The sequence below is a fragment of the Azotobacter vinelandii CA genome (assembly GCF_000380335.1).
Taxonomy (GTDB): Bacteria; Pseudomonadota; Gammaproteobacteria; order Pseudomonadales; family Pseudomonadaceae; genus Azotobacter; species Azotobacter vinelandii.
In genome coordinates, this window is the sequence record NC_021149.1 from 2508007 (window position 1) to 2520666 (window position 12660).

General features: G+C 63.3%; 11 protein-coding genes, 1 tRNA gene and 3 pseudogenes. 5 read left to right on the plus strand and 10 right to left on the minus strand.

Going from position 1 to position 12660, the window contains the following annotated elements; all coding sequences use genetic code 11:
• The first annotated feature begins 23 nt into the window (after positions 1 to 23).
• From pgsA to AVCA_RS11435, 3 genes and pseudogenes are all read left to right on the plus strand, one after another.
• On the plus strand, positions 24 to 584 hold the full coding sequence (gene pgsA, locus AVCA_RS11425) for a CDP-diacylglycerol--glycerol-3-phosphate 3-phosphatidyltransferase (protein WP_012701082.1): 561 nt from the start codon (positions 24 to 26) through the stop codon (positions 582 to 584).
• Positions 585 to 647: 63 nt separating this feature from the next.
• Positions 648 to 723 (plus strand) — tRNA-Gly (locus AVCA_RS11430).
• 130 nt (positions 724 to 853) lie between these two features.
• A pseudogene (locus AVCA_RS11435) lies at positions 854 to 1366 on the plus strand (aldo/keto reductase); the annotation flags it as partial.
• A gap of 311 nt (positions 1367 to 1677) precedes the next feature.
• Here AVCA_RS11435 and AVCA_RS11440 read toward each other — a convergent pair.
• The 5 genes and pseudogenes from AVCA_RS11440 to AVCA_RS24855 all read right to left on the minus strand — a co-directional run bounded on the left by AVCA_RS11440 (position 1678) and on the right by AVCA_RS24855 (position 5752).
• The gene (locus AVCA_RS11440) at positions 1678 to 2253 is read right to left on the minus strand and encodes a TetR/AcrR family transcriptional regulator (RefSeq protein WP_012701085.1); all 576 of its coding nucleotides are present in this window, start codon (positions 2251 to 2253) and stop codon (positions 1678 to 1680) included.
• A 128-nt stretch (positions 2254 to 2381) separates the two neighbouring features.
• A complete protein-coding gene (locus AVCA_RS11445) occupies positions 2382 to 3617 on the minus strand; it encodes an MFS transporter (protein ID WP_012701086.1) in 1236 nt (411 codons plus the stop codon).
• Positions 3614 to 4294 carry an NAD-dependent epimerase/dehydratase family protein gene (locus tag AVCA_RS11450; protein ID WP_012701087.1) on the minus strand — a complete coding sequence of 227 codons (681 nt, stop codon included), beginning with the start codon at positions 4292 to 4294 and terminating at the stop codon, positions 3614 to 3616. The genes AVCA_RS11445 and AVCA_RS11450 overlap by 4 nt, the downstream gene beginning before the upstream one ends.
• A gap of 576 nt (positions 4295 to 4870) precedes the next feature.
• Positions 4871 to 5205: pseudogene (locus tag AVCA_RS11460) on the minus strand (conjugal transfer nickase/helicase domain-containing protein); the annotation flags it as partial.
• Positions 5206 to 5221: 16 nt separating this feature from the next.
• Positions 5222 to 5752 carry a nucleotidyl transferase AbiEii/AbiGii toxin family protein gene (locus AVCA_RS24855; RefSeq protein WP_269078203.1) on the minus strand — a complete coding sequence of 177 codons (531 nt, stop codon included), beginning with the start codon at positions 5750 to 5752 and terminating at the stop codon, positions 5222 to 5224.
• Between the two features lie 57 nt (positions 5753 to 5809).
• Here AVCA_RS24855 and AVCA_RS11470 point away from each other — a divergent pair.
• A protein-coding gene (locus AVCA_RS11470; protein ID WP_407919053.1) for an IS630 family transposase occupies positions 5810 to 6756 on the plus strand; the annotation gives its coding sequence in 2 pieces (ribosomal slippage) (positions 5810 to 6155 and positions 6155 to 6756; 948 coding nt in all).
• A 13-nt stretch (positions 6757 to 6769) separates the two neighbouring features.
• Here AVCA_RS11470 and AVCA_RS11475 read toward each other — a convergent pair.
• Positions 6770 to 7195: pseudogene (locus AVCA_RS11475) on the minus strand (nucleotidyl transferase AbiEii/AbiGii toxin family protein); the annotation flags it as partial.
• The gene (locus AVCA_RS11480) at positions 7188 to 7946 is read right to left on the minus strand and encodes a type IV toxin-antitoxin system AbiEi family antitoxin domain-containing protein (protein ID WP_041807545.1); all 759 of its coding nucleotides are present in this window, start codon (positions 7944 to 7946) and stop codon (positions 7188 to 7190) included. The gene AVCA_RS11480 and the pseudogene AVCA_RS11475, both read right to left, overlap by 8 nt.
• Before the next feature lie 100 nt (positions 7947 to 8046).
• Between AVCA_RS11480 and AVCA_RS11485 the strand changes: the two genes are divergently transcribed.
• Positions 8047 to 8238, plus strand: coding sequence for a hypothetical protein (locus AVCA_RS11485; protein ID WP_012701091.1), 192 nt, complete (start codon positions 8047 to 8049; stop codon positions 8236 to 8238).
• Positions 8239 to 8570: 332 nt separating this feature from the next.
• Here the strand turns inward: AVCA_RS11485 and AVCA_RS11490 are convergent, their stop codons facing one another.
• The 3 genes from AVCA_RS11490 to AVCA_RS11500 are packed head-to-tail and all read right to left on the minus strand — an operon-like array spanning position 8571 to position 12069.
• Positions 8571 to 9641 carry an HD domain-containing phosphohydrolase gene (locus tag AVCA_RS11490; protein WP_012701092.1) on the minus strand — a complete coding sequence of 357 codons (1071 nt, stop codon included), beginning with the start codon at positions 9639 to 9641 and terminating at the stop codon, positions 8571 to 8573.
• Complete coding sequence (locus AVCA_RS11495) at positions 9620 to 11527, minus strand: ATP-binding protein (protein ID WP_236616382.1); 1908 nt, start codon at positions 11525 to 11527, stop codon at positions 9620 to 9622. Before AVCA_RS11495 ends, AVCA_RS11490 begins: the two co-directional genes overlap by 22 nt.
• Positions 11527 to 12069, minus strand: coding sequence for an MHYT domain-containing protein (locus AVCA_RS11500; RefSeq protein WP_012701094.1), 543 nt, complete (start codon positions 12067 to 12069; stop codon positions 11527 to 11529). The genes AVCA_RS11495 and AVCA_RS11500 overlap by 1 nt, the downstream gene beginning before the upstream one ends.
• Positions 12070 to 12660: the final 591 nt, after the last annotated feature.

A 12660-nucleotide genomic window follows, 5' to 3' on the forward strand; every position in this document is an offset into this window, starting at 1 on the left:
GACTTCGTAGCCCAGCCGTGCCGATGAACATCCCCAACATTCTGACAATTCTGCGTGTTCTGCTGATCCCGGTTTTCATTCTGTTGTTCTATCTGCCGTTCACCTGGAGCTACCTGGCAGCCAGCGCCGTATTCACTTTCGCGGCGGTGACCGACTGGTTCGACGGATATCTCGCCCGTCGTCTGCAGCAAAGCACTCCCTTCGGCGCCTTTCTCGATCCCGTGGCGGACAAGCTGATAGTCGCCGTGGCGCTGGTGCTGCTGGTCGGTGAACATGCCAATCTCTGGCTGACCCTGCCGGCCATCATCATCATCGGTCGCGAAATCATGGTGTCGGCCCTGCGCGAATGGATGGCCGAACTGGGTGCCCGGGCCCAAGTTGCGGTTTCGAACCTGGGCAAATGGAAAACCACTGCGCAAATGGTGGCCCTGGTCCTGCTTCTGGCCAATCCTCCGCAATTGACCTTCTGGGTCGTCCTTGGCTACGCGCTGTTGATCGTCGCCGCGGCACTCACGCTATGGTCCATGACCCAGTACCTGTTGGCGGCCTGGCCCCATCTGAGCACCACGGCTGAAAAGAAATGAGTTTTCGAATCAAAGGATTGACGGAAAGTCACGGTTCTATAAAATAGCGCCCGTCGTTAAGACGCGGGAATAGCTCAGTTGGTAGAGCACGACCTTGCCAAGGTCGGGGTCGCGAGTTCGAGTCTCGTTTCCCGCTCCATATATGGATCTACAGACATCCAACGACGTCTGTAAGTCCCTGAAAAAAGAGGCGAAAGCCTCTTTTTTCGTTCCAGCGACTGCTACTGAAATCCAGCCACAGCCACGACGTTTAAGGCCATTTTCAAGGCCATTTCGGCATGTCCGAGGCCTCCGTGCAGCCGGTGACCGCGCTGCAGAGCGAATACTCCCTGTGGTATCGCGGGCCGGAGGCCGAGGTGCTGCCTGTGTTGGAAGAGCTGGGCATCGGCTTTGTCCCGTTCTCGCCGCTGGGGGCGGGATTCCTGACCGGCAAGATCGACCTGACGACCGAGTTCGACAAGAGCGATTACCGCAGCCATGTCCCGCGCTTCGCGGCCGAGGCACGCGAGTCCAACCTGGCACTGGTGGCGCTGATCCGCGAGGTCGCCGAGCGCAAGTCCGCCACGCCGGCGCAGATCGCGCTGGGCTGGCTGCTGGCGCAGAAGCCGTGGATCGTGCCGATTCCCGGCACCACCAAGCTGCACCGGCTGGAGGAGAACCTGGACGGTGCGGAGGTGGCGTTTACCGCCGAGGAACTGGCCGATCTCACTGCAGCCGCCTCCAGGTTGCAGTTAGTCGGCGCATGCCTGCCTGAAGCCTCGCTCGCCCTGGTCGGGCGCTGAGGCGCGCAGTCGCTGCGTGCGGTTACTTCTCCACGCGTCGCAGCCAGCCAAGGATGAGGTCGGCCACCTGCAGATTGTTGCGATCCATCATCATATGGGTGTTGCCATGCAGCCCGCGCGCCGGCAAGGACAGCATTTCCGCCTTGCCGCCCGCGACCTGCAGCCGATCGACGAGCCGCTCGCAGTCGGCGAATCGCTGCGGCCAGCCCGGCCCGGACAGGCTGGCGTATCGAGGTGATCGCCATAGACGATGAGGGTCGGCACCCGGGCGAGGCGTCCGATATTAAAAAGGTCGAAAAAAGGACAACGGTTCAATCATCATTGAACATCTTCCACATGGCCTCGAAGCCGCTGGCCTTGTAGGCTTTGGCTTTCCTGGGGTGCCGCGCGGCAAAGGCCATCGTGGTATCGGCAAGCGCGAGGAAGACGGCATCGGCGAAGTCCGTTTGTCCCGCGAACACCTGGTTCCCCGAGAGTTCTGTCTCGGCAACGGCCTCCGGGAACATGGCCTGTGCCTTGGCAAGCGTTTCCGGGGTGAGGGACGACGAGACGGCAAGCTGGTTGACCGCCTTGTTGGCCAAGGGATGGGCGAGCCCCCAGTCGATGTAGCTGTTCCACAGGGATTGTGCGCGTTCGCGGAGGGGGGATGCGGCGGTGGCGGTGTAATGCTTCTTCATCGCCTCGCACATGTCCTGCTTGAGGTGGAGGTAAAGCTCGTTCAGGAGATCGTCCTTCGTCGGGAAATAGCGAAAGAGCGTTCCTTCGGCGACGCCGGCCTTCTTCGCGATCAGCGAGGTCGGGGACGCAGCCAAGCCATGCTCGGCCACGGTCTCGGCGGCGGCGTTCAGCAGGGCCAGGCGCTTTTCTTCGCTTCTTGGACGAGCCATCGGCGTCTCACTTCTCTCTCGACACGTTCACAGGCCTGCGCGGATGCACCGACGCTGCGGAAAATAACGATAGCACTCACTCATCATAGGGTGGCCGGCGGGACGGTGCAATCAGGTGCTTTCAGCCTTCACCGCAGCACGGTCTGGTCATCGACGCGCCGAATCGCCGGGGACAGGAACCCCAGCAGCATCACCAGCCCGCCTACTGTGCCGAGCAGGACGAACAGCCAGCGAGTTCCGATGGCTTCGCCCAGCGGCGTTGCGATCGCCAGCCCCACGGGCGCTGCCAAGCCCATCAGCGTCGTCAGCAGGGAGAGCACTCGCCCTTGCAGGTGGTTGGGCACACGGGTTTGCAGAATCGCCGTGAACGGCGCGTTGCCCAGGGCGTAGGTGATCGAGCTGACGACCCAGAACAGGACCGCCAGCCAGAACATCCCGCCCGAAGGCAGTGCGGTAAGCGCCAGCGCGAAGCAAGACAGCGCGAACCCCCACAGCACCCAGGGGATACGTCGCCGCGGCGCTACCGCCGCGACGAGGATGCCGCCGGCGACCATGCCGATGCCGCCCAGGCTTTCGATCAGCGCCACCTGCGTCGGCCCGCCGCCGAAATGCGCCTTCACCAGCAACGGAACCAGCGTGAACGACGGCATGATGACCAGTACGGCGGCCGTGATCAGGCCGTAGAGCTGGCGCAGGGCCGCATCGCTCCAGACCGTATCGACCCCTTCCCGGAACTCTTGCCACGGGCTGGTACGCTCTTGGGCAGCGGCCCGCGGTTGTGGGATGGCGTATATCAGCAGCGGTACGACCCCCAGCACGGCGGTCACCACGTCGATGCCGAGCGCCCATCCCACCGGCATCGCGCTGATGGCCAGTGCACCCAAGGGTGCCGCGCCCACGGTCATGATGCCGTACAGCGTTTGGTTGAGTCCCGCGGCACGCGACAGGAAACGGCCTGGCACCAGCATGGCCGTGCTGGCGGCCGCGGCCGGTTGCTGGAAGGCCTGCATGGCACTGCGAACGGCCATCATCACGTAGAGGTGCCAGAGCGCAACGCGACTGGTGAGGAACAGGACGATCAGCACGACCATGCAGGCCGCGCTGATGAGATCGGCGACCACCATCAACCGGCGACGGCTGTAGCGATCGGCCAGCGTGCCGCCCAGCGGCCCCAGCAGTGCTTGCGGCAGCAGGGCCACCACGCCGGCGATGCCCAGCGCGGCGACGCTTCCTGTCGTGTCGGTGATCCACCACAGCAGGACGAACTGGGTCAGGGCCGAACCGACAAGCGAGAGTGCTTGTCCGGTGAAGATCGACCAGAAACGCAGTCGCCAAGGTGCGTGCTCCGCGTTCTCAATCGTCATCGCTGAAGTGATCGTTGGCTTCCCAGGCGATTGATGTCGATGGATTCGAGAACAAACGGGTCGGTCTGGCCCTGGACAACACGAAGCATCGCCCGCCCGAGGATCTCCGAGGTGGTGAACATCGAGGGCAAGGTACGCACCAGGGCCGGCGAAAACAGGAATATCGGCTTCAGCAGAACCATGCCTATCCGGTAGCCCCAGGTGCGACTACGGATACCCGGCCCGGGCCGGATGATGGCCGGGCGGACGATGCCCGCATGCTGGAAAGGCATCGATTGCAACGCACTTTCGACCCGCTGGCGCACGCGTGCCCACATCGCCTTTCCACCCGCGCCTGCCGCGGAGCAATAGCAGAACGACAGGCCGGGGTTGCGGCGCAGCAGCGCCTGTGCCCATGCCAGGGTCAGCGCTTCGGTGACTTGGGCGTAGGCCGCCTCGTCGAGCCCGACCGAACTGACGCCGATGGCCCAGATGCAGGCGTCGTAGCCGGCGATCTGGTCCTCGACGGCAGCGAAATCGAACAGGTCGGGCAGGAGTAACTCGCGTAGCTTCGGATGTTCGACCCCACAAGAGTGGCGCCCGATCGCGAGTACGCTTTCCACCTCGTGCGCGTCCAGGGCCTCCCGCAAGACAGCCGAACCGACCATGCCGGAGGCACCGAAAAGGATGATCTGCATGGCCGTTCTTCCTGGCTGTCCGATGTCATGGTGTGGGCTGTGCTGTTCATCCTCTTGGTCAGGTTCAGGCGGAACTGCTCGCTGCCCTCGGCCAAACGCATGCCGTAGACGCTTTGAGCATCCTGGCCGGCGATGTAGCGCACCTGGTCCGGGTCGTCGGTGGCTGCCCGATAGACCACTTCGGCAACCTGCTCCGGCGCGGTGACCTTCGACAGGTCGGGCACGAGGAAGTCGACGAAGGTCTTCATCATCGCGGCGTATTCCGGTGCCGGCACATCCTCGGCACTGTCGATGAAGCCGGTCATGACCGCGCCCGGCGCGACCGCCGGCAGATACAGGACGCTGGCGATGTCCAGATCGTGGCTCTTGAAAGTGACGCGGGATCTCATGGCAATGCTCCTTCGGATTCGTGTCGGTTGATAGCGCTGGGAGGGGCTTGGAGAGGTCACACCTACATGCGCCCCTGTAACGCTCCTGACTGGGAGCTGATTAATAAGAGCGTACTCACTCACTATATGGGCGCTGTGTGACCGGCACAAGTCGTTCCCTGGGCAGGCGAGATCGCTTGCCCTCCGTTTACCTTTCGAATGACAGGTAGGGATTGTTGGGCGGCGTTTCCTCGAACAGGACTTGGGGAGCCTGTAAGAGATAGCCATGCAGTCGCCGTGACTTGCGTGGCCCAGTGACTTCGCAGGTCCAGATGTCCAGGCCACTGTCCTGCTTGCGATGCAGTTGCAGCCTCTCGAAACGCCTCTGCACCCATTGCCAGTCGGAAAGCTGCTCCTGCTTGGCGATCGAAGCTACCCGCGGGTGTTCCTGGGCGTAGCGCTGGAACACGCCGGGGCTGACCAGAAACGCCGTATCGGCCACGGATGCACCAGCGCTTTGGCATCGTTGACGATGAGCTTGCGCTCTTGTAGGAAAGCGCTAGAGCTGGCTCAGCTTCGCATCGAGCGCATCGGCCTGCGCGGCGAAATCCGCGGGCCGGCGCTTGCGGAAGGTTTCCAGATTGGCGAGTTTCCAGCGCAGCGCCGGCAGTTGCGCAGCGTGCTGGCATTGCAGCAGCGACCAGTCCGGTTCGGCGCGTACCAGGCCGCTGAGGAACTGCTTGTTCGCCGCGCTTAGCCGCAGTGGCAACTCGTGCCGCAATCGCGTGCGGGCATCGAGCAGCGTTTCCAGGGGGCAGGCGATCTCGGTCATGCCGACGAACGCCCGCTCGTACTCGCCGGCGATGTCCTTTTCGTTGGCGAACAGCACTTCGTGCGTAGGGCGGTTGTGTCCGGCCAGGTACACCACGAAGCAATCGAGCATGCCGTCGGTGATGCCACCGGACTCGAACAGCCGCCAGACGTCGAATAGGTCCCGGGGATGCTGGCGGTCGAGCGCGGCGATCAGCTTGCCGGCGTAGAGTTCGTCCGAAGCTAGAGCATTTTTAGAAAATACGAATTCGACATACAGGGGTTGCTCTTCCTGGTCATTTCGGTTCTCCTCTCCCGCTCGGACAAGGAGACCAGAATGGCTCGGGCATACAGTGCGGACCTTCGCCGGCGCGTCGTCGAGGCGGCCATGGGCGGGCTGTCGGCTCGGCGGGCCGCCGAGCGATTCGACGTCGGCACGGCGACGGCGATCGTCTGGGTACGGCGCTTCCGGGAAGGCGGGGAACTCGTCGCCCGCCGACAGGGCAAGCCCCGGGGCTTGCGGCTCGATCCCCATGCGGACTACCTGCTCGGCCTGCTCGAGCAGACCCCCGACCTGACGCTGGCCGAACTCGCCGCGACCCTCGAACGGGAGCGTGGCGTCCGTGTCAGCCTGGCGACGGTGTGGACGTTTCTCGACCGGCACGCCATGACGTTCAAAAAAAGACGGCGCATGCAGCCGAGCAGCAACGGCCGGACGTCCAGGCAGCCCGACAGGGATGGATCGAGGAGCAGTCCGGTTTCGATTGGCGCAAGCTGATCTTCGTCGACGAAACCGCCGCTTCGACGAACCTGGCCCGCCTGCGGGGCTGGGCCCCTCGCGGCGAGCGCTGCCGGGCCGCGATCCCCCACGGCCACTGGAAAACCACGACCTTTACCGCCGGCCTGCGCGTGGACGGGCTAACTGCTCCGCTGGTGCTCGATGGCGCCATGAACGGCCCGGTCTTCCTGGCCTATGTCGGGCAGGTTCTGGTACCCGAACTGACGCCCGGCGATATCGTGGTGATGGACAACCTGCCGGCCCACAAGGTGGCGGGGGTACGCCAGGCCATCGAAGGCGCAGGAGCCACACTGCGCTACTTGCCACCCTATAGCCCCGACCTGAACCCGATCGAGATGGCCTTCTCCAAGCTCAAGGCACTGCTGAGAAAGGCGGCGGCGCGGACCGTGCCGGAGCTGTGGCAGAGCATTGGCGAGGCGATTGCGCAGTTCTCTGCACAGGACTGCAGGCACTACTTCGAGGCCGCCGGATATGAATCAGGATAAGGTAAAAATGCTCTAAGAGGGGCGCCTCGAACTCGACGCCGAACAGGTCGCTGGTCCTGGCACTCAGCGAGCGGCGTTCGGGAGGCAGTACGGTGCCGCGGAACACGACGTTGACCTCGACCTTGACCTGGCTAGTCTCGTCCTCGACGATCAGCTTGGTATCGCCCAGGTCCTTGCTGCGGATCAGCCGCGTCTGCACCCCGAGCGGCGCGACGCACCCGGCGATGGCGGCCAGTTCGCCGTTGATCGCATGCAGCGCCTCCTCGCGCGGCACCTGCCAAGGGATGTACACCACGTCGATGTCGACCGACAGGCGTGGCATGTCCTGCACGAACAGGTTGATGGCCGTGCCGCCCTTCATGACGAAGATGTCGTTGTCGAACACCGCGGGCGTGACGGCCAGCAGCAGGCGGACGGTATCGGCGTAGGCTTTATCCATGAGGCTTCAGGCTCAGCAAAGTGCCGTCATCGAGTCGGCTGACCCAGCGACGGGAACCGCCCGTGCGGACGGGGTAGTGCTCCAGCAGGGCATCCACATCCACGACGCCGGTGGCGCGTGCCCAGGCCAGGAACAGCCGGACGGCTTTCACGTTGGTACAGCAGGAGAGCAGTTGCCCGAGCAGATCCTTGCGCGGCGATCGCAGCCCGTCGAAGAGGTTGCGGGCTTCTTCCAGGCTCTGCTTGACCCCGACTTCGTACAGCATCTCCAGGACGGCCCGCTCGGAGACGGCGACTTGCACCCCGTCAGGCAGGCCTGGCGGGGTGGCCAGCGTCTTGTCGGCCAGGAGGCTGTCCGGCCAGTCGAACAGGCGGGCATGGACATAGCGTGCCGGGAAGCGCGAGGTGAACCAGGCCGGCAGGATGAAGCGGCCTTCGCCCCACAGCACCAAGGCGTCCCGCCCCCCCAGGTTGTGCCGGACCCCCTGCCAGGCCAGGGCGCTCTTGCCGCCGACGTGCAGGCCTGGGGAGCGCCGTTGCAGGAACAGGAGCGCACCGTGGACGCCGAACTCGTCGCCCGGAAAGGCATAGACCCCTTGTGCCAGACGCACGAGCCAGCCCACCCCGGCATAGTGGGTGGCGAGCTGGGGCGACACCCCGTACTGGGCCAGGGTGACAAGATCGAACGGCGCCCCGCGGGACAGTTCCGCCTGCAGCCGCTTGATTATCTGGTATCGAGATTTTCCAGTCATATTGGAAAAATAGCACATGATCCAATCACCCAGAAGGAGATTGCTTGGAATATGTATTAAAATTAGTACTATGTTTTAATTTTAATGAAAAATCTAAGCAATGAATCGGATCGAAGGCTGGGGCATGTCCTGCCTCCCGAAGGACCAGGTGTTTCTGGTACTCGCGCATGTCGCAAAGGCCGATGCCCTGGTGACGGGCGATGCGGATATTCTGGCGATGCGCGAAGTCTTCCCCGAACTGATCGTGACGCGCGATCAGTGGGCCGGGCGACAAGGCGCCCAAGCCGGTTGACCGGCCGTATCCCGTAGCCTCCACCCCGCAAGACACCACAGGATGACCATGAGGTAGCTCGCCAATCCCTCCTTCGCAGAGCGCAGTCGTTGACCTGATTCTGGATCTATCGCCCCTGACGTTGATGGCTTCCCGTTGGTAATCTCCGCCACGGCTGGCAAATCCTGTGGTTCCCTCCCGTTTCGAGGCAAAGCCTCGACCATCGATCGATGAAACGGAGCGATCAGTGAAACCGAAGGAGCCTTTCGTCGTCGACGGCGCCTCCCCCATGGGGCTGTGGCTGCTTTACCGGGAGGCGAGCGGTCATCCTGGGCGCGTTTCCCATGTGGCTTTCAGGCGCCGGCGTCGGAGGAGTGGCTGTTTCCGCGGGCTGGCGCGTCCGCGTTTTCTCCGGCATCGGCCCAGTGCTCGCGTATCCGCAGGATGTCGGGTATGTGGTCCATGAATGCCGTCGCCAGCTCGGGGTCGAAGTGTTTGCCGCTTTCGCAGCGGATCAACGCCTGGGCCTCCTCGACCGACCAGGCAGGTTTGTAGGGACGCCCGCTGGTGAGAGCATCGAACACATCGACCAGCGCGACGATGCGGGCCATATGCGGGATGGCTTCGCCGGCCAGGGCATTCGGGTAACCGCTGCCATCCCATTTCTCGTGATGGTTCAAAGCGATGGTCGCCGCCATGCGCAGCAGACCGGATGGGTGGTTACCGATGATCCTGGCGCCGATCACGGTATGTTGGCGCATGATCATCCATTCCTCTTCGGTGAGCCTGCCCGGTTTGCGCAGAATGGCGTCGGGGATGCCGATCTTGCCGACATCGTGCATCGGGGCTGCATGCAGCAGATCGTCCGCGGCGCGCTCGCTGTAGCCCACGGCCAGAGCCAGTATTCTGGCGTAGTGGCTCATGCGGATGACGTGCAGGCCGGTTTCGTTGTCCTTGAATTCGGCCGCGGTGCTCAGGCACTGGACGATCTGCAGGCGTGTCTCGCGCACTTCCCGTGCCTGTACCAGTGACAGGTGGGTACGCACGCGCGCCTGGACGATGTGCGGGTTGAACGGCTTGCTGATGTAATCGACTGCGCCGAGGTCCAGTCCTTGTCGCTCATTGGCGGCCTCGCTCAGTGCGGTCACGAAGATCACCGGGATGGCGGTGGTGCAGGGGTCCTGTTTCAACGCCTTGCAGACCTCGTAGCCCGAGAGGCCGGGCATCATGATGTCGAGCAGGATCAGATCGGGCCGGTCGCTGCGTACCAGGTCCAGCGCCGTCTGTCCATCCTTGGCGAACAGCAGGCGGTAGTCGCTCTGCAGGGTGTGGCGCAGCACCTGCAGGTTGGTCGTCTCGTCATCGACCAGCAGCAGCGTGTGGCGTGGATCTTTCATGCGTTTCATGCCATGTCCTTCCCCCATGACGGTACGTCGGCGCTGCGCTCGGCGATGAGTCGCTGTACCAGGGCATGGGCCTGCTGGAACTCGAAAGCTTCGACCGCGGCCCGCAGGGCCTGGGCATGCGCGCGTTCGTTCTGGATTTCCAGTCCACTGCAGACGGTTTCCAGGATTGCATCGTCCAGCTCGTTGTGCCCCAGAACATCCAGCAGCGCCTGCATGGCAGGCAACAGTTCCGACGGCGCCGGGGAGGGCGAGGCAGGTGAGATGGCCGGGGTTGCATCGGCATGTTGGTAGCCATTGGAGGGCAGTTCTCGCCGTGCCGCCGCCAGCAGGGCGAGCAGATCCGCGATCCGCTCTCTCAGTCTTTCGCGATGTCCTGCCCGGACGAGATTTTCCAGCGTGCCGGCGAGTTCCGCGACGCTGCTCAGGGCCAGGTTGCCGGCGGCTCCGTGGATGCCATGCAGACTGGATAGTGTCGTTTTCCAGTCGACATCGTCTGTCGTCTCGTCCGGCAGGGGATACTTTTCTGCCACGTTGTTCAGGAATTGGCTCAGCGCCGTGGTCAGGCGTGCTTCGCTGCCCCACAATGCGATCCCCCTGGCCCAGTCGATGAGTCGTCGGGAGTCGTTTGCCGTGATGGAGGCCTCGTCGGGGAGACCGGAAGGAGACTGGATGTTCAGAACCCGTGCGATCTCCTCGAACAGCCGGAGGGCATCCAGCGGTTTCACGGCGAAACCATCCATGCCGGCCTGGCGCGCCGCATGGCGGTCGTCGGCCATCACGCTGGCGGTCAGAGCGATGATCGGGGTACGGGAAAGACCGTGGGTTCGCTCGTGCTGGCGGATGAGTTGCGTGGCCTGCAGGCCGTCGGTGCCGGGCATGTGCACGTCCATCAGCACCACATCGAAGCGATTGGCGATGAATTTCTCGATCGCCTCGTCGCCATCATGGGCCATCTCTATCCGGTGTCCGCCACTTTCCAGCGTCAACGCCAGCAATTCCAGGTTCTGCAGCACATCGTCGGCGATCAGTATGCGCAGCGCCGGAAGGACCGGATGCTCGCTGCCGAAGTCCACCGGTGCCGGAGGTCGCCCGGGGGGCAGTGGTAGATAGACATGGAAGGTGCTGCCGCGCCCGAGTTCGCTCTCGACCCCGATGCGGCCGCCCATCAGTTCCACCAGTTGGTGTGCAATGGTGGTGCCCAGGCCGGTGCCGCCGAAGCGGCGGCTGATCGAGGCGTCGGCCTGGGTGAAGGGGGCGAAGATCGATGCGGCCTGTTGCGGCGTCATGCCGATGCCGGTATCGCGCACCTGCACGTGCACCATGTCCTCTTCATGGCTGAACACCACGTCGACCCTGCCGCGCTCGGTGAACTTGATGGCGTTGCCTACCAGGTTGGTCAGTACCTGCAGCAGGCGCAGCGGATCGCCCTGGAAATGTTCGGGCATGTCTCGTGGATAGTGGGTGGCAAGTGTCAGGCGTTTGGATTGCGCCCCCAGATACAGCGAGGATTCGATCTGCATCGCCAGTCCCTTGAGCGAAAAGTCGGTGCGTTCCAGCTCCAGCCCGCCTTTTTCCATCTTGGTCGTGTCGAGGATGTCGTTGAGCAGGCCGAGCAGCGAACGCGACGATTGGCGGATGGTGTTGAGGTGGTTGCGCTGGACGGGACTCAGGTTGCTCTGGAGCAGCAGTTCGGTGAAGCCGATGATGGAGTTCATCGGTGTGCGGATTTCGTGGCTCATGTTGGCCAGGAAGGTGCTCTTTGCCGCTGCGGCCTGCTCGGCGCGTTCGGCCGTTTCGCGCAGGGATGCCTCCAGGGTGTAACGGTCGGTGATGTCGGTGACGAAGCCGACGAACAGCACTTCGTCCGGCAGATCCACACGGCCGACGGCCAGGCGTATCGGCATCAGGCTGCCGTCCTTGCCCACAGTGCGAGGACGGCCAGACTGATCGCTACAACGATGGATAGGGTGAAGGTGACCGGTTCGTAGTACATCAGCAGCGGAGTCTGCATGGCAGCCATGCCGCTGTAGTGCATGGCGCCGATGCCCAGGCCGACCAATGTGCCGCTCATGGCCAGTTGCGGGCCGTCGACCTCGGGGCGGACCAGCATATGCAGGGCGAGCCACGAAGCGGCGCAGGCCGGCAGCAAGGACAGCAGGGTCAAGCCGGTCGAGTAGTGGACATGCGTGGGCAACTCGAATGCCAGCATGCCAATGAAGTGCATCGTCCATATGCCGCAGCCCAGGGCGATGGCTCCGGCGCCGATGGTGATATGGCGATACAGCGCGCTTTCGGCACGTCGGGCGATCTGCGCCGTCTGCAGCGCCATCGTGGCTGAGAAGATCGACACGAAGATGGACAGCAGAACCAGGCCGGGATGATATGCACCCGGCAGATAGGACGCATTGGTTGCTGCGTCGATGAAGAAGCTGTCGGATGCTCCCATTCGCACTGGCCCCCTGCTCCTGAAGTCGGGTCGCTCTGGGACTGGCCTTGCCGGAGAGGCTCTTGCTGTCTGCGCTTCCCGAATTGGACAAAGCCATATATCGGCAAAGCGGCCCGATTCTTTAATCCTGGTGCGCTATCGCGCCGGCATGCCTTGCCGGGGCTGGCCGCCGAGCATGGGCGAAGTGCGCTGGAAACCTCGCCATCGCCGATCGGAGCAATCCGAAGGGACCTGCCGGCAGATGCTGGCGCCAGCGTGGTTTTCGACACCTGTGTGAGTTTCGGCTGGGGGCTTCTCCCCTTGGCCTCCTTTTCATTTCCCCCTTGCCGAACTTTTTGGCGGCGATAAGGGAGGGGCGGCAACGGATAAAGTGGTCAGTCGCTGTGCCGATAGCAAGGTTGGGCATCTTGTCGGGTTTGGAAACCGCCTGTTTGTTCGAGGCAGGAAGCTGCATGTGTTGTATTTTTATGCTGGCAAAAGGCCTCTTTGTCTGTTTTCTTGATAGTGGGACGGATTGCCTGCGATGTGCGTCGCCATCCGGAGTTGGCCTCTTCGAATTGTTGCGGCTGCTGTGATTCGCGCTGCATGGAG

Coding starts and splice junctions, on each gene's coding strand:
- AVCA_RS11445 (WP_012701086.1), bottom strand. CDS start 3,617: ATGACGATTGAGAACGCGGAGCACGCACCTTGGCGACTGCGTTTCTGG.
- AVCA_RS11490 (WP_012701092.1), bottom strand. CDS start 9,641: ATGGGGGAAGGACATGGCATGAAACGCATGAAAGATCCACGCCACACG.
- pgsA (WP_012701082.1), top strand. CDS start 24: ATGAACATCCCCAACATTCTGACAATTCTGCGTGTTCTGCTGATCCCG.
- AVCA_RS11485 (WP_012701091.1), top strand. CDS start 8,047: ATGAATCGGATCGAAGGCTGGGGCATGTCCTGCCTCCCGAAGGACCAG.
- AVCA_RS11440 (WP_012701085.1), bottom strand. CDS start 2,253: ATGGCTCGTCCAAGAAGCGAAGAAAAGCGCCTGGCCCTGCTGAACGCC.
- AVCA_RS11450 (WP_012701087.1), bottom strand. CDS start 4,294: ATGCAGATCATCCTTTTCGGTGCCTCCGGCATGGTCGGTTCGGCTGTC.
- AVCA_RS11495 (WP_236616382.1), bottom strand. CDS start 11,527: ATGCCGATACGCCTGGCCGTCGGCCGTGTGGATCTGCCGGACGAAGTG.
- AVCA_RS11500 (WP_012701094.1), bottom strand. CDS start 12,069: ATGGGAGCATCCGACAGCTTCTTCATCGACGCAGCAACCAATGCGTCC.
- AVCA_RS11480 (WP_041807545.1), bottom strand. CDS start 7,946: ATGACTGGAAAATCTCGATACCAGATAATCAAGCGGCTGCAGGCGGAA.